The organism is Maridesulfovibrio spiralis (SeqCode), from assembly GCF_048571135.1.
In the GTDB taxonomy this organism is placed as follows: Bacteria; Desulfobacterota; Desulfovibrionia; order Desulfovibrionales; family Desulfovibrionaceae; genus Maridesulfovibrio; species Maridesulfovibrio spiralis.
Map to the genome: position 1 here is coordinate 466,588 of NZ_CP182344.1, position 15,698 is coordinate 482,285.

Here is a 15,698-nt window from a genome sequence, read left to right on the forward strand (position 1 = left end):
CAACCACAGCAAAAAAACAGACAATTCTATATTTGTTAAATAATAAAAAGCAGACAGAAATCTGCCTGCTTTTATTTTATACTTGTCAAAGGTGATAAAAATAACTATTGAATAGTTCCAAGATCTACTTTCATATGCCAATGTTCTCTTGGGATTGGAATACAGAAACTGCGCTCCGCCACATCGGCACACAGAATCAACCCCTTGGTGTCCTGATCCCAAAACACACGGTCTATGAAAAACGCTACAGCCTGTGAATTTGTCAACTTTTCAGGGCAGCTACCGGGCATAAATCTTTGCATCACTGCAACGGCAGCTTTACGCAGGGTTTTTACGGCGTTGGTGGAAATAGCCACATCCTGAAAATCCAGTTCGTGGAGGATTGAGTTTTCACCAGCCATGACTTGGGCGATCTTACCCCGCTCCTCAGACGCTTCACGGTATTCATGGTTATTCATGGTCTGCCTCCTGATGCTGTTACGAGATGCAAGTACTCAATCACATGCAAAAGACGAGCCGACTGTTGGTATCAGTATACATTATTACTAGCTTAAAAACAAATTTATTTTAACACGGGCGCTACTATGGATAAAAAGTATTTCGGTGCACGACTTCATGATGATGGTAAATGCTCTTTCAGGATTTTTGCCCCGCATGCCCAAGAGGTTAAAATTAAGGTAGAAAACCAGCATAAAACCATCAAAAGACTGACCCCTACTCAATACGGTTTTCATGAAACCACATTGGAAAAAATCGCTCCTGGTGATCTTTATTCTTTTGAATTCGACAAATTCAAATCCACTCCTGATCCTGCCTCACATTGGCAGCCCGCCGGACTTGAGGGGGTCTCTGCAGTAGTAGGCCACCATTCTTTTGACTGGTCCGGGGACACTTTTCGCGGTCTGTCCATGAGCGAAATGATAATTTATGAAGCTCATGTTGCGACATTCAGTCCGGAAAAAAATTTCAATGGAGTCATAGGCAGACTGGAACATCTTAAGCAGCTGGGGATCAACACCTTGCAGCTAATGCCTGTAGCCCAGTTTTCAAGTGCGCAGGGCTGGGGATATGATACGGTCTACCCCTACGCAGTGCACACCGGATACGGTAGTCCCGTTGAATTAAAAGAACTGGTCAAGCAATGTCATCTAAAAGGGATTGCTGTTGTACTCGACGTGTCTTTCGGCAGCCTTGTTCCCGTGGATAGTTTATCCCCGGTCTATGCACCTTTTTTCAGTAAAAAATACAACGCTCCCAAGGGACGCTCGCTTAATTTTGATGAAAAATACAGTTACGGCGTGAGGGAATTCTATATTCAATGCGCATTGTCATGGTTGCGTGATTACCGGATAGACGGGCTGCGAATCAAAGACGCCGACCATATCCATGACCAGACTCCGGTACATTTTCTTGAAGAACTTTCCACCCGGATCAAAAATTTTGCTCACGAAAACAACCGCACCTGCGTACTGATTAATGGTGACAAGCGTAATGCCCTTCGCCCTGTTATGCCCCCGGAAAAGGGTGGATATGGACTCGACGCCTTATACAATGATGACTTTTACTGTGCCCTGCAAAGTCGGATAACCGGGAACAGTACTGGCCATTTCAAGGATTACGCGGACCCAGACCGCATGGTTTCGGCCATGCAGTACGGATTTGCTTACCGGGGTGAAATCTCCGACCACTACATCAGGCTTCAGGGGCGCAGTAAATCAGAACTGCCCGGCTGCATGTTTGTGGTCTATTCACAAGGGCATGATGAAAATGCCGGTCATGATTCAAAATGCCGGATCATCGAAAAAGCAGGATTCGAAGCTGCAAAGCTTAGCGCAGGTGCGACCCTGCTTTCGCCTTACATCCCTATGATTTTCATGGGTGAGGAATACGGAGAGACTGCTCCTTTCATTTTTTTCGATGACGCTGAGAACGAATCCGCATTAAATGAATGCCGCCTGAACTGGATGAATATTGAAAATAGACAGGGTCAGGCCATGCTTTCTCTATACCGCAAACTAATCAAAATTCGTAAAGAACACCCCACTCTTCACGAACCCTGCCGCAGCAGATGTCAGGTGCAAGAAATTGCGCCAGACACAATTCTGATTTTCAGAAACCCCACCTCAGGAGACCGCAAATACGCAGCGGTGGTCTTCAATTTCGGCAAAGAAGAAACCGAATGCTGCATTGCTCCACATCTTCCTGAAGGAGTCTGGACCACGGAGATGTACAGCGCGAACAAATGTTATGGTGGCGAGGCCGCCCCTCTTCCGTCCATCCTCCCTTCGGATGGATTACTTACAATAGCAGGGCAATCCTTCGCTCTATTTCTACATTCTGAACTCATGGTCCGCACCGAGGATATTTCAATCAGGTAAAAACATCGTAACTGGACATCTCCCCTCTTGCCCTGCAATATGATAATGTTCAAGTCAGCACTGACTTGAAGCATACCTTGCAGTGCAAGAAGGAGATCCGATAATGAAACGTTCCAGCGGCATTCTTTTACATTTTACATCATTACCTTCCCGCTTCGGTGTGGGCGATATTGGTCCCGCAGCCTATGATTTCGCAGACTTTCTGGCCGAGGCCGGTCAGCGGTTCTGGCAGGTTCTGCCCATCACCCCCACTGCTCCAGATCTCTGCAATTCACCCTACTCCGGATTTTCTGCCTTTGCGGCCAACACCACCCTGATCAGCCCTGAGCTAATGGTTGAATACGGGTTGCTCGAATATGACGATATTCTCAAAAATACTCTGCCGGACTCCAATGAAGCCGACTTTGATGCTGCTGGAGAAATTAAAGAACAACTACTGCGCAAAGCTTTCTCGAGAGTTGCTAACGATCTGCTGGATGATCCGGTCTTCAATCAGTTCATCTGGGATAACATGCACTGGGTCAATGACTTCGCACTTTTCACAGCCCTCAAGAAACATTTTAAAGGAGCCAGTTGGATCACATGGCCTGATGACATACGCGACCGCACGGAAGACGGGCTGCGACATTGGGGCGAGAAGCTCTACCGCGAGATTCTATTTGTAAAGTTCTGCCAATGGATTTTCTTCCGCCAATGGGGACAGCTGAAAGACCATCTCGATGAGATCGGGGTTGAACTAATCGGCGATGTACCGATTTATGTTACCCACGACAGTTCCGATGTCTGGGCTAATAAACATATTTTCAAACTCGACGAAAGCGGCGAATCATACTGCGTAGCCGGAGTTCCCCCTGACTATTTCAGTAAAAATGGCCAACTCTGGGGTAATCCGGTTTACAATTGGGAAGTCCTTCAAAATGACGGTTTCGGCTGGTGGATCAGTCGCATGAAGCATAACCTCGGCCTTTACCACTGGGTTCGGCTCGACCATTTCCGGGGATTTTCCGCATATTGGGAAGTTCCTGCCGATGCAGAAACAGCCATGGAGGGGTACTGGGTTCCCGCCCCGGGGCATCAGCTTTTTGAAAAGCTAACTGCCGAAGAGGGGTGCTTGCCGATTATCGCTGAAGATCTCGGACACATCACCCCGGACGTGATCTGGCTCAAAGACCGCTTTCAATTGCCGGGTATGAACATTCTGCAATTTTCCTTTGGAGAGGATATCGGTTATTGCGGTGACGCTCTGCATAACCACAAACGCAACGCTGTGGTTTATACCGGAACACATGACAACAACACCAATCGGGGCTGGTTCCTTGATGATGCCGACGAAATCAGCCGCAAGAACCTGCTCGCTTATCTGGGCTACGATTGGATTGATGATGCAAAGATTTCGTGGGAGATGATCCGTATGCTCATGTCCAGCGTCGGCTGCCTGTGTGTGATTCAAGTGCAGGACCTGCTCAGCCTTGATGGAAACGCGCGCATGAATGTTCCCGGTGAACCTGATGGGAATTGGGGCTGGAAACTTACCCCCGGCCAGTTGACACCACTTATCCGTGAACGATTAGGTGAAATGACCGAACTTTTCGGCCGCACAAGCAAAATTGATTAATTCTGTGCTTTAAAAACATCGAAAATTCAGATTTTTTTATAGTGTTGTAAAATTGTTCCACCTCCGTAACAGGAATGCGATTTTCTTCCGGACTGGCAGGCGTATAAGCCCCATAGTCAAAGGATTTATTAATCGGTTCCACCACAAAAGTCGGAGGTTATTATGAATTCTTCTCAGAGAGAAAGCATCAGGAAACATCTTGAAGAAAAACTTTCAGAACTCACCATGCGCACTAAAACACGGGACACTGCTGTAGAAAACTGCGCAGACGATAACGAATACGCTTCCCGCATCAGCGAGCAAAAAATAAATCTCGCCTTACATGCACGCGAAGCACTGCTGATAGGAGAACTCGAAGAAACCATCAGCCGTGTAGACAACTGGGATTTTGGTATCTGCGAAGAGTGCGGGGAAGAAATCGCCATTGCTCGCATCAAAGCTAACCCGACTACCCGCTTCTGCGTAGCCTGTCAGTCCCGTATGGAAGAAGATCAGCTCGGCCGTGTAGGTTAATTATTTTGAGGCGCTCTGCCCTTGGGTAAAATATATTGCCTCTGGCGGCTCCGAGAGCCAAAGAAACTTTTTGGAAAAAGTTTCTCGGGACTCGTGCAAAAACTTTTAAGAAGGCTTCGCCACGCTGTGCTTAAATATTCCCCTTTATTGGGCTTGGGAAACAGGATAGTTATCTATCCATGTCATCAATCTTGAAAATATCTGTCATCATTCCGGCTTATAATGAGGCTGAGACGATCAACTCATGCATCGCGAATGTAAAGAAAAACTGCGAGGAGAATTGCGAGATAATAATCGTTGACGGGTCCGCTGACGGGTCTACCCTGTCCGCTGTAGACGATAATAGGGTGAAGCTCATCGCATCACCTCCGGGACGTGCGGTCCAGATGAATTACGGTGCGCAGAAGGCCGAGGGAGACATCCTGCTTTTTCTGCATGCAGATACAACTCTGCCGCCCGCTGCGGGTACCCTCGTCCGCAAAGCACTTAACGCGCCATGCGCCACTGCCGGAGCCTTCAAACTCGGTTTCGACACCCATCAGCGCTCCTTGAAATGGATTGCATACATAGCAGACCTACGCTGTAGAATTGAGCGCGTCCCCTACGGTGATCAGGCTATTTTTATTTCACGCTCAAATTTTGAAAAGCTAGGCGGCTTTCCCGAAATTCCGCTCATGGAAGATGTTGAATTTTTCCAGAATATTAAACGGCAACGGCTCGAAATAGTCATTCTCAAGGAATCAATCACAACCTCAGCACGCCGCTATTTAGCTGCCGGACCGCTCTGCTGCGCCTTACGCAATACCTTCCTGCGTCTTCTACATTTCTGGGGCGTAAAACCCCTTACTCTAAAAAAAATGTACCGCAAAAAAGGCAAACGATCATGAGTTGCGCGGTCATAATTTTTGTTAAATTTCCAGTAGCAGGAAAGGTCAAAACGAGAATTGGGCAGGACCTTGGATTTGAAACAGCTGCCGAACTTTATACTGCTTTCGTTGAAGACATGCTGCATAATTTGGAGAGTATCGGTATCAGCCCGATAATAGCTTTCGATCCATTTCAACCGGAAGAGAAGTATCGGGACTGGCTAGGTGATCGCCATTATATTCCCCAGCACGGCGAAAATCTCGGCGCACGTATGTTCAACGCGTTGCAAAAAGCTTTCAAAGGTGGCAGCAATACCGCCATTCTTACAGGAAGTGACTTACCTGATCTTGATCCGGAAATAGTGAAACAGGCCATGCTGAATATAAAAAAAGCCCCCGCCTGCATTGGACCTGCAAGTGACGGGGGGTATTATCTGATCGGTTTTCAGAAAGATTATTTGACCAAATCCATCTTCGAAAACATGGAATGGAGCACGGAAAGAGTCTTCGGTGAGACAATTTCACGCCTCAAAAAAATTAACATAAAACCGGAAATTCTGTCAGAACATCAGGACATGGACACAATTGCAGACTTGAAACGATTAAGCCCATCAAACGCGCATCGATGCCCCAAAAGCAAGGCCTTGTTAAGTACGATTCTACAAAGCAGACTTACACAAAACTAATAAAAAGTTTTGGAATTCTTAAACACTTTTCCAACAAAACCGCAGAAAAGCGGATTTGCCCAGCGCCTCAAAGCATCGCCCCGAAGGGGTCAGCCCAGGAAGAGACCGCCGCAAGCATTCCGACTAATACTCAACAATATTCAGTTTGTCTTCGTTAGACTCTCTACGACGGGTAAAGCGCAGACGGTCACATCCAAGGTCGTCGAGAACCTCGATATCCCAGTTACCACCTGTCCCGAATCCGCTCATGAGTTCTTCACGTATTCCGAGTCTTACCTGAAATTCCACAACAGTATTAGAAGTGGTATCCAAGTGATTTACAATGATAGGCACAAGCCCACAGGTCACGGCTTTCAGATCAACAAATTTACTGTCATCCATATTATTTACCAACGCAAAAATTTTCGAAAATTGAATTCAACACTTCCTGCGGTGTAATCTCCCCGGTAATTTCGGAAAGCGCACTGCAAGCGGCCTCAAGGCGCACACCAAGCAAGTCGTAAGGTATCTGCATTTCAATGTCTGCCATAAGCTCTTTAAGCTCAGAATTGGCTTTTTTCAAAGTAGCTGCCTGACGTGAGTTGGGCACGAGTTCATCCGGGTCCGGCTCGCCAGCTCCTTTTAAAATGTGCTCACGGACATGAGCAGCCAAACGCTCAATACCTTGGCCCTTTTTGGCCGAAATTTCAACAACCTCATAGCCTGCCCCACGCATAATTTCCGCAGGAGACGGACTGGACTGCTCAAGATCCGATTTATTGATAACCGCGAGGCAATCTGCGCTCATTACGGCAAATTGCGGATCAAGATCTTCAAGAGCGAAAGGCTGTGAACCATCGATGATCAGAAGCACTAAATCTGCTTGGGAAGCAAGGTCTCGGCCCATATCAAGTCCGGCCAACTCAACCGCATCACTCGTTTCACGCAAACCAGCAGTATCCACAACCCGGACCTGTAAACCATCAAGGTTCAATGTTTCCTCGATGAAATCGCGGGTCGTACCCGGAATATCAGTAACAATCGCACGATCACGTCCCAGTAACGCATTAAGCAGACTGGATTTACCAGCATTGACCTTTCCAGAAAGAACTGCCAGAGCACCCTCGCGCCATGCTTTGGTACGTTCAACGCCGGAAAGTATTTCAGAAATATTTTTTACGGCATCACCCACTTCGGCCTGCATCTGCTCTAAGGGCAGACACTCAAGCTCATCTTCCGGGAAATCAACAGCGACACAAAGCTGTGCCCGCAACTCTTCGAGACGAGTACGAAGCCCGGTTATACGTTCACCGAGTACACCGGAAAGCTTGACCTTAGCCAGTTGTGCGGCTCCTCTGGAAGGAGCGTGAATCATCTCTGCAACAGCTTCAGCCTGAGTGAGGTCCATACGTCCGTTCAGAAAAGCACGCAAAGTAAATTCCCCGGCATTGGCAAGCCGCGCTCCCTTGCAGATGACCTCGCCGAGCACAGCGCTAAGAATAGCCCGTCCACCGTGACAGTTGAGCTCCACGGTATCTTCCCCGGTATATGAATTGGGACCGGGCATATATACAGCAAGAACGTCATCTATCTCAACAGCTTCAGAATCAACAACTGTACCGTAGTGCATGGTGTACGGTTTGAAACCGGAAAAAGATTTCTTGGCCGGACGAAAAATATCTTCAGCTATTGTCAGGGCTTTTTCTCCGCTGATCCTGATAATTCCGACTCCGCCGTCACCCGGAGGGGTGGCGATTGCGGTAATTGTTCCGGTGGAAGTGATGGACATATCAATATTCTCCCTGAAAGGATAAACCCCGCAGACATTCGTCCACGGGGTTTTCAAAGTCATTATTCACCGCTCGTGAACAATTAGTAACGGTTGTAGCGGTCGTTGTTATAGCTAGAGCTGTTACCGTCTTTATTACGGTCATTGCGGCTGTTTTTATTATAGCGCGACTGGCGGTTCCCGAAACTGTCATTCTGCTGGTAACGGTTGCCGTAATTATCATCAAAAGGAGCTGGACGGTTGAATTCTTCGCGGTTACCGAAGTTCTCGTCGCGTTCCCGATTATAGTTGTCGCTACGCTTGGTATAATTCTCGTTACGGTCATTGCGACGGCCACGATAGTTGTCAGTGCGGTCATTACGATCACTGCGTCCGCGATAATTATCAGTGCGTTCGTTACGGTCATTGCGACGTCCGCGATAATTATCATTACGTTCGGTGCGATCATTGCGGCGACCACGGCTGCGGTCATTGCTACGGTCGTTGCTGCGGTCGTTGCTGCGGTCGTTGCTGCGATCATTGCTGCGATCATTGCTGCGATCATTGCTACGGGAATCGTAACGGTCGCTTCCACGATTGTAATTGTCGTTGCGTCTACCGCCTCCACGGCTTCTGCGAGGCAGAATCAGTACGCGCTTCATGGGGCCTTCGCCCTTGCTGCGGGTATTGACATGCTTATCTTCCTGCAGGGCCATGTGGACAACACGACGGTGGTAGGAGCTGAGAGGCTTTGTGGACTGAACGCGTCCGGTGTGCATGGCCTTATCGGCAAGATGCCAAGCCAACTGACGGAGCTTCTCGTCCTGACGTTCACGGTAGTCGCCGGTATCAATCTGCACACGTACGGAAGTCTGCAATTTCTTGGAGACCATGCGGTTACAGAGATACTGCAGGGAAGACAAAGTCTGTCCCTCGCGGCCGATGATCAGACCGGAATTCTCTTCATCATCTACCAAAACATTTACACGGTCTTCACCGACTTCAATCTCGAGTTTGGGCTGATCCTGAATGATGGGTTCAATCATCATTTCGAGTGCTTCACGCACAGCAGCAGCGATATCTTCGGGGTCGCCCTCCATAATGCTGCGGGGTTCGCGACGCTCTTCACGACGCTCTTCACGACGATCAGCCTGTTCTTCGTTGGGTTCGTCCTGAGAATCAGCAGGGCTTTCTGCGACAGCCGGTGCAGGTGCTTCCTCCCTGACAGCCATTTCGCTATCAGGTTTAACAGCCACTTCACCTTCTTCTTTCACAGCAACTTCAGCTTCAGGCTTTACCGCAGGAACCTCAGGTTCGACTGGCGGAGCAGCAGGAGTTTCTTCCGTTGCTGCCGGAACCTGTTCTTCACGGCGACGCTCATTTCTGGGAGGTCTCTGTTCAGACTGTTCCCTTCTCTGATGACGTCCTCTTCCCCTTCTGGAATCATCATTCATTGCTGAACGGTTATCGGCACCTCTGGGGCGCGCTTTTACCTTTGCGTTTTTCTTACCCACCAGACCAAATACTCCGGTGGATCCTCCGCTGATTATCTCAATCTCAAGTTTATCGCGATTCAGACTAAAATGATCACAGGCGTTATTAATCGCCTCGTCCAAATTCTTCCCCTGGAATTCCATGAATTCGCTCATTCTATCTCCTGATTGTTCTTCACTCCATTAAATCCGATCAGCTTTTACGCGCTAATTCTTCACGTTGCGCATCATCATCCACTGCTGTGCAATTGAAAGTACGTTGTTCACCATCCAGTATACAACCAGCCCGGAAGGGAAGTTGAGGAACATAAAAGTGAACACGAGGGGCAGAAACATCATGATTTTCTGCTGTGTCGGGTCGCCTGCGGAAGGAGTCATCTTCTGCTGCAGGAACATGGTCGCACCCATCACGATAGGAGTGATGTAAAGCGGGTCTTTTGCCGAAAGGTCGGCCAGCCAGACAATATCAGTAAAAGGCAGGAAGTGGACAAAATCAGCATGCCTGAGGGCAACTGTTCCCATCAACGCCTTGTACAGTCCGAAAAAGACAGGAATCTGCAGCAGCATGGGCAGGCAACCGCCGGCCGGGTTGACATTGTATGTCTTATAGAGCTGCATCATCTCTTTATTAAGGGCTTCCCTGTCGTCGCCGTGTTTCTCGCGAAGTTTGGCCATCATGGGCTGCAGACGCTTCATCTGCTCCATGGATTTGTAACTCTTGTGGGACAGGGGCCAGAAAAGGATCTTGATTACGATGGTCAGCAGGATGATCGCGATACCATAGTTGTTGGTATACTGGTGGAACCACTCGAGAGCCACAACAAGGGGCTTGGCGATGATATCGAACCAGCCGAAGTCAACAGCTTTGGAAAGTTCACCGGGAACCTTGGCCATCAGCGGTGCATCCATGGGACCAAAATAGTAGGAACAGGCCAGCTTGCGTTCAACGTCTTTATCCAGAGAGACATTCTGCTCAGCTGCAATACGGAAAATGTCATCCTGCAGTTTACCCTTCATGGTGATGGAATCAGCTCTGGGAACGAGGGCGAGGATGAAGTAGTTAGAATCAATGGCCGCCCAGCTGATCTTACCGGTCTCACTTACACCGGTTTCAGTCAGTTCATCACGGTCATTCTGCTCAACCAGACCTTCAACATTATACCAAGCAATCCTTGTCGGGTTGTAACGGTCATCAGCTGCGGTCAGGCTCTTGGTAGCGGTGGTGAATGCGATACGGCCCATTCCGCTGGGGTTGGATTTGTTGATAACCCTTACGTCTTCATCAATAAGGTAGTTATCAGAGTGAAAAGTAAGCCTGCGCTCAATTCTGAATCCTTCCACATCTCCTCGGAAAACCAGAGTTCCGAGTTTGTCGCCGTCCAGCTTAAGGTCGCTGCCTTCAAATCCCCAAACTCCGTTAGCCCAGGTGGGAATGCCGTTGAGGATCAGCCCCATGGGAGCTTTGTTCAAAGCATTTTTACCGACCATATCCACGTAGGGGGAATCAGCATCGATGGTTGCTTTGAACTTTTTAAGCTCGAAGCTCTCGAGGAGACCACCCTGTGAATTGATCACAGCAGAGTAAAGAGGGGTATCTACGGTAAGTTTTGTTCCCTTTGCGGAAACAATAGCGCTTGTAGACGCGGGATCAGGCAACTGGTTTGACACAGGTCCGGCGACATTGGAATCAACGGCCTGATTTGGTTGAGCGGTTTGCTCCTGCTGTGCAGGCGCGGGCTGCTGCGGCTGGGGAGGAAAAAAGAATTGCCAGCCGAGAAGTACTGCAAACGAAAGGGCTACAGCCAAAATAACGCGTTTATTTTCCATGTCTTATTTTCTCACTAAAAATTGGTCCCTCAAATTAAGCCGGGACTGCGCGGTGGAACTTTTTTATGGACGGGGACGGGATCATATCCGCCCTTGCATAGCGGATTACAACGCAACAGACGCCACAAAGCATACATCCCCCCTCTAAGCACTCCATGAAGGGATATAGCCTCTATGGCGTATTGCGAGCAGGTTGGATGAAAGCGACAACACCCCGGAAATAACGGGGATATAAACTTCTGATAAAAGCGTATAGGATAAAGAAACAGAGTCCGCATTCCCTGATTTCTCATTACTCACCATCAACGGCAAGTTTATTGATCTTGCCGATCATGGGAAGAAATTCTTTTTCGACCTGACCATAGGATACAGTCCTGCCGTTCAGTACTCGTTTGGGCACAATAATTACATCCGCACGAATCTGAAATTGTTCCTGATTCAACCTGAAGAAACTGCGCAGGACCCGTTTAATACGGTTCCTAACCACAGCCGGCCCTTTTTTTCTGCTCACGGTAAGGCCCAAACGGACCCCGCTGGGGCCGCTACCATGACACAGCACAAAGAGTATAAAACTCCTTGTGAAGAGCTTTTTTCCCTGCTCATAGCAGAGATCAAATTCAGGCTTACGAAGGAGCTTGTGCTCCTTTGTCCAACTTAAACGGCTAATCTTTTACGACCTTTTGCACGACGTCTTGCGATAACAGCACGACCGTTTTTGGTGCGGGAGCGTACGAGAAAACCGTGGGTTCTTTTTCTTCTGCATTTACTAGGCTGGTAAGTTCTTTTCATGTCTATTTCTCCAAAAAATAATAACGTTGTAAAGCCGGAGACCAAATTCCGGCTACGAGGAACGGGAACATATATCCCCTACTTCAAATATCGTCAAGAAATGTTTTCAATGTGACCGTGCAGCTAAGTGCTTTTAATCTCACTCTGAATATTCTATGCTGCTGCAAAACGAAAACAAGTCCGCATAACCCGATGCGGCCATACTGTCAAAGTTAATTCATACATAATGCTGACGTGGAATGCTCTTAACTTGTGTAAAGCAGAGTAACACGGGCATATTTTTTTTTCACCGCTTTTTTCATACTATTTTTAAGCGGCCCAATCCATAACCGCTCCACTCTCGTGGACTGAAACGATTTCAAGGAGATAAGCATGAAACCGGTACAAACTTTCTGGGATATCAAGCTTGGAGAAATTAAAGAAGTTTTTGAAGATAACGGATACGAAACATATGTTGCAAAAAGCCAGAAAGCTGCAGCTTCGCTTGTTCTCGATAAAATTATTCCCAAGCTTAAGCCCAAGTCCATCAGCTTCGGCGGCTCGATGACCGTTGTTGATTCCGGTGTCTACGACAAAGTTAAAAAACTTCAGAAAGTCAAAGTTATCGACACCTACGATGTGACCCCCCCTATGGCGGAAAAAATTGAACGCCGTAGACAGGCGCTGCTGACCGACCTGTTCATCACCAGTGCCAATGCTTTTACCGAAGAAGGGGAACTCGTGAACCTCGACGGCACAGGCAACCGCGTTGCTGCGATGGCTTTCGGCCCCCGCAATGTCATTGTTCTGGTCGGCCGCAACAAGCTCTGTCCGGATCTCGATGCTGCTGTCAGCCGTGTAAAAGAATACGCTGCTCCTGTTAACGCCATGCGCCTGAAGCGTAAGACCCCCTGTGCTGTTACCGGTAAGTGTCAGGACTGTAATTCCAAGGATCGCATCTGTAACGTCTGGGCGATTACCGAAAAGTCCGCGCCTAAAGGCCGCATCCATGTAGTCTTCATCAACGAAGATTTAGGCTTCTAGGAAGCCTCCGGCGGCCAGAGGGGGAAACCTTTTTTGTAAAAACGGTTCCCCCTCTGGACTCTCCCTTCCCAAAAACTTTTATTTGGCTTCGCCGCTGTCGCTTTGAAGTTCTTGCTAAATTCTGGATCCGTACCTTGAGTAAAAAAATTCATACTGACCATACCCGTAGATACCGGGACAGCATTGCACTGTCTGAAAACGAAACTTCCTTTCAGGTCGTTGTCGAACAGACTGATTTATTTATTGTCGCCGAAAAGGATTTAAGTGCTCAGGCTCTTGATGCCGTACATAAGATTCGCGGCATTTTGCAGGCCCACTTTGTGCTCAATCCTGATTTCGCCACCAGCCTCGTGCCGGTTGCTGTTCCTAATGATGTCCATCCGGCCATAAAAGCAATGGCAGATGGCGCACAGGCTTGCGGAGTAGGTCCCATGGCAGCGGTAGCCGGTGCTGTAGCCCAATTTGTTGCCGGTAAATTACTGCCCTTTTCAGCGAATGTGATAGTTGAAAACGGCGGTGATATTTACATGCATTCCACTCGCCCTCGGAAAATCGGCCTACTTTCCGAACCTGAATCAGGTACAAAAATCGGTCTTACCGTTGAAGCCGATGAATTTCCCCTTTCCATCTGCTCGTCTTCCGGGACCATCGGACATTCTTTGAGCCTCGGAAGCGGAGATCTGGTTACTGTCCGCGCCAAAGACGGACGTTTCGCTGATGCGGCAGCAACAGCCCTCGCCAATCTGCTTAAATCACCTGCTGACGTTCCATTAGTAATAGAAAAAGCCCGCACTCTTACTGAACACGGGCTTGAAGGAATTTTTGTGCAATACGACTCCAAAATCGGAGCATGGGGCGAGCTTGAGTTGATCGCTCTTTAAACTATAGACTACTGGCTGACTGCCCGTTCAATCGCCATAAACGGCGGATTGCTGCTGTCTTCACGGCTTTTGTAGAGAGCCATACGATAGCCGAAAGAGATATAGAGCGGACCGGAATCAAGCTGATCCGGCTTCAATTCGAAGTCAAAAGGAATACCCTTGCCTTTTTCCAGCTTTTGCGGAGAGAAGACTTGCAGCCCCTGAGCCAGGACCTCTCCGTCCATATCGCTCAGATAACCTTGTATCCATAACTCTCCGATCCATCCGGCCCACATGGGCACGCTGTTCTTTTTAACGTAGGCCATCCCCCGCAATCCGAAACTGTCTTTGCGGGGCACAATTTCATAATCGAAATTCACGAACTCCATATTCATGGTACGTGGAGTCTCAAGTTTCCAAGACTGCTGCTCCAGATGCGAGACCCCCAGATGGGCACATCCGGACACAAAAAGCAGCAGACAGGCCAAAATAGCGTATTTTACAGACTTCAATATTTCCATCAGAATATCCACCCCGCCCGGTCTACAATTTCGATTCCACGGATTGAACTTTGCCGTGCAGCCTGTCCACCGCACCTTTGCGGCAGTCGGCTTTCATCAACATATATATTCGTTCGCAATCAGCCTCCAGTGCCTTATAACACTGGCTAACCACAGCCATCACTTGATCCCATTCCCCCTCAATGCAGGTTCCCATAGGGCCAAGCTGGCAAGGCAGGCCGCATTCGCGGATAATCTTCACAACCCTCGCTACATACGGGCTGACGCTTTCACCTTTGTCAGTTGGAAAAATAGTCAATTCAACGAGAACACTCATTATCTGCTTCTCCATACACGTTGACACTGCTTGTCAACTCATTATAAGTTCGGCCTCCCGAATACCGACACTTAAATTACCCCACATAAGTTTTACAAGGAGTAAAATCACATGGGTGAATATTATATGCCTGCGGAAAACGAAGGTAAATTTCAACAATTAATGAATTGGATCAAGGATAAAAAACGTCCCCGTCCTTCATTTCCGCGCGCCATTCAGATCCAAACCACAAGCTATTGTAATGCCATGTGTTTGTTCTGCGGCTGGAAACACACTCATAATACACAGCCTCAAGGTCATATGGAAGATGATCTTTTCAAAAAAATTATCGATGAGACCAGCAAGCATTTCATCGGGCGCGTCAGCCCGTACCTAATGAATGAACCGCTCATGGATAAAAAACTTCCTGAACGCATCGCCTACATAGAAAAGAATAAACGCCCTTTCACCCGTACTAAGATCAACACCAACGGCGCCCTGCTCACTGCAGATATGAGCGAAAGACTGATTGATTCCGGACTGCGCCACCTCTGGGTTTCCGTACAGGGCTACTCCGAAGAAACCTACACAAAATCCATGGGCATCAAAAAGTTCAACATTCTGGAGAACATAGACAGATTTCTAGATATCAGAGACAAAAAAGGAGTCAAACGCCCCAAGGTTTCCATCACTACACTTGATACCACCATCGTCCATGACGAACTTGAATACGCCCAAAAGCACTGGGCCAAGCGTGATGTAACCTTCAAGATCCACCAGCTGGATAACCGCGCCGGGGATGACATAAGCGGCCTGAGTGCATCTAAGCCCAAGCTTAAACGTGACTGTGACCTGTTCCTCAAACAGGCATACGTGCTTTTCAACGGAGATGTAATCATCTGTTGCCATGACTGGCGCAGAACTGTGGTGCTGGGCAACCTTTACAAAAACACCCTTGAGGAAATCTGGAACTCGGATCACTTCATTTCCCTGATCCGCCAGTACTACGCTGGAGATTTCACGAATCTAAAACTTTGCAAGACCTGCACAGGTTAGAAAAAAGGGGTGGATGCTTAAGCATCCAC

Annotated in this window: 18 protein-coding genes; 8 read left to right on the forward strand and 10 right to left on the reverse strand. The window is 48.2% G+C overall.

The window, feature by feature from the left end:
* Positions 1 to 104: 104 nt before the first annotated feature.
* The gene (locus ACNI29_RS02135; protein ID WP_419780542.1) at positions 105 to 458 is read right to left on the reverse strand and encodes a hypothetical protein; all 354 of its coding nucleotides are present in this window, start codon (positions 456 to 458) and stop codon (positions 105 to 107) included.
* A gap of 126 nt (positions 459 to 584) precedes the next feature.
* Here ACNI29_RS02135 and ACNI29_RS02140 point away from each other — a divergent pair, with 126 nt between their 5' ends.
* From ACNI29_RS02140 to ACNI29_RS02160, 5 genes are all read left to right on the forward strand, one after another.
* Positions 585 to 2,378: an alpha-amylase family glycosyl hydrolase gene (locus ACNI29_RS02140; RefSeq protein ID WP_419780543.1), complete on the forward strand. Its 1,794-nt coding sequence runs from the start codon at positions 585 to 587 to the stop codon at positions 2,376 to 2,378.
* Positions 2,379 to 2,481: 103 nt separating this feature from the next.
* Positions 2,482 to 3,993, forward strand: coding sequence for a 4-alpha-glucanotransferase (malQ, locus tag ACNI29_RS02145; protein WP_419780544.1), 1,512 nt, complete (start codon positions 2,482 to 2,484; stop codon positions 3,991 to 3,993).
* A 162-nt stretch (positions 3,994 to 4,155) separates the two neighbouring features.
* Positions 4,156 to 4,506 (forward strand): TraR/DksA family transcriptional regulator, encoded by a 351-nt coding sequence (locus ACNI29_RS02150; RefSeq protein ID WP_419780545.1) that lies wholly within the window; start codon positions 4,156 to 4,158, stop codon positions 4,504 to 4,506.
* A 179-nt stretch (positions 4,507 to 4,685) separates the two neighbouring features.
* On the forward strand, positions 4,686 to 5,393 hold the full coding sequence (locus ACNI29_RS02155; protein WP_419780546.1) for a TIGR04283 family arsenosugar biosynthesis glycosyltransferase: 708 nt from the start codon (positions 4,686 to 4,688) through the stop codon (positions 5,391 to 5,393).
* Positions 5,390 to 6,058, forward strand: coding sequence for a TIGR04282 family arsenosugar biosynthesis glycosyltransferase (locus ACNI29_RS02160; protein ID WP_419780547.1), 669 nt, complete (start codon positions 5,390 to 5,392; stop codon positions 6,056 to 6,058). Before ACNI29_RS02155 ends, ACNI29_RS02160 begins: the two co-directional genes overlap by 4 nt.
* Before the next feature lie 123 nt (positions 6,059 to 6,181).
* Here the strand turns inward: ACNI29_RS02160 and ACNI29_RS02165 are convergent, their stop codons facing one another.
* From ACNI29_RS02165 to rpmH, 7 genes are all read right to left on the reverse strand, one after another.
* Positions 6,182 to 6,439, reverse strand: coding sequence for a hypothetical protein (locus tag ACNI29_RS02165; RefSeq protein ID WP_419780548.1), 258 nt, complete (start codon positions 6,437 to 6,439; stop codon positions 6,182 to 6,184).
* Position 6,440: 1 nt separating this feature from the next.
* Positions 6,441 to 7,820, reverse strand: coding sequence for a tRNA uridine-5-carboxymethylaminomethyl(34) synthesis GTPase MnmE (gene mnmE, locus ACNI29_RS02170; protein WP_419782076.1), 1,380 nt, complete (start codon positions 7,818 to 7,820; stop codon positions 6,441 to 6,443).
* An 89-nt stretch (positions 7,821 to 7,909) separates the two neighbouring features.
* A complete protein-coding gene (gene jag / locus ACNI29_RS02175) occupies positions 7,910 to 9,454 on the reverse strand; it encodes an RNA-binding cell elongation regulator Jag/EloR (RefSeq protein WP_419780549.1) in 1,545 nt (514 codons plus the stop codon).
* A gap of 51 nt (positions 9,455 to 9,505) precedes the next feature.
* Complete coding sequence (yidC, locus tag ACNI29_RS02180) at positions 9,506 to 11,125, reverse strand: membrane protein insertase YidC (protein WP_419780550.1); 1,620 nt, start codon at positions 11,123 to 11,125, stop codon at positions 9,506 to 9,508.
* A gap of 29 nt (positions 11,126 to 11,154) precedes the next feature.
* The gene (gene yidD, locus ACNI29_RS02185) at positions 11,155 to 11,418 is read right to left on the reverse strand and encodes a membrane protein insertion efficiency factor YidD (RefSeq protein ID WP_419780551.1); all 264 of its coding nucleotides are present in this window, start codon (positions 11,416 to 11,418) and stop codon (positions 11,155 to 11,157) included.
* Positions 11,418 to 11,792 carry a ribonuclease P protein component gene (gene rnpA, locus ACNI29_RS02190; protein ID WP_419782077.1) on the reverse strand — a complete coding sequence of 125 codons (375 nt, stop codon included), beginning with the start codon at positions 11,790 to 11,792 and terminating at the stop codon, positions 11,418 to 11,420. Before rnpA ends, yidD begins: the two co-directional genes overlap by 1 nt.
* Positions 11,780 to 11,914, reverse strand: a complete 135-nt coding sequence (gene rpmH, locus ACNI29_RS02195) for a 50S ribosomal protein L34 (protein WP_015850946.1) — start codon at positions 11,912 to 11,914, stop codon at positions 11,780 to 11,782. The genes rnpA and rpmH overlap by 13 nt, the downstream gene beginning before the upstream one ends.
* A 372-nt stretch (positions 11,915 to 12,286) precedes the next feature.
* Between rpmH and ACNI29_RS02200 the strand changes: the two genes are divergently transcribed.
* Together ACNI29_RS02200 and ACNI29_RS02205 are read left to right on the forward strand one after the other, a co-directional pair.
* Positions 12,287 to 12,937 carry a lactate utilization protein gene (locus ACNI29_RS02200; RefSeq protein ID WP_419780552.1) on the forward strand — a complete coding sequence of 217 codons (651 nt, stop codon included), beginning with the start codon at positions 12,287 to 12,289 and terminating at the stop codon, positions 12,935 to 12,937.
* A gap of 134 nt (positions 12,938 to 13,071) precedes the next feature.
* The gene (locus ACNI29_RS02205) at positions 13,072 to 13,818 is read left to right on the forward strand and encodes a UPF0280 family protein (protein WP_419780553.1); all 747 of its coding nucleotides are present in this window, start codon (positions 13,072 to 13,074) and stop codon (positions 13,816 to 13,818) included.
* A gap of 8 nt (positions 13,819 to 13,826) precedes the next feature.
* On the opposite strand, the gene ACNI29_RS02210 is transcribed toward ACNI29_RS02205, so the two are convergent.
* Together ACNI29_RS02210 and ACNI29_RS02215 are read right to left on the reverse strand one after the other, a co-directional pair.
* Entirely contained in the window at positions 13,827 to 14,318 is a 492-nt protein-coding gene (locus ACNI29_RS02210; RefSeq protein WP_419780554.1) for a hypothetical protein, read from the reverse strand.
* A 22-nt stretch (positions 14,319 to 14,340) separates the two neighbouring features.
* Entirely contained in the window at positions 14,341 to 14,634 is a 294-nt protein-coding gene (locus ACNI29_RS02215) for an MTH1187 family thiamine-binding protein (protein ID WP_419780555.1), read from the reverse strand.
* Positions 14,635 to 14,745: 111 nt separating this feature from the next.
* On the opposite strand from ACNI29_RS02215, the gene ACNI29_RS02220 reads away from it, so the two are divergent.
* Positions 14,746 to 15,669: a radical SAM/SPASM domain-containing protein gene (locus ACNI29_RS02220; RefSeq protein ID WP_419780556.1), complete on the forward strand. Its 924-nt coding sequence runs from the start codon at positions 14,746 to 14,748 to the stop codon at positions 15,667 to 15,669.
* The last annotated feature ends 29 nt before the right edge of the window (positions 15,670 to 15,698 follow it).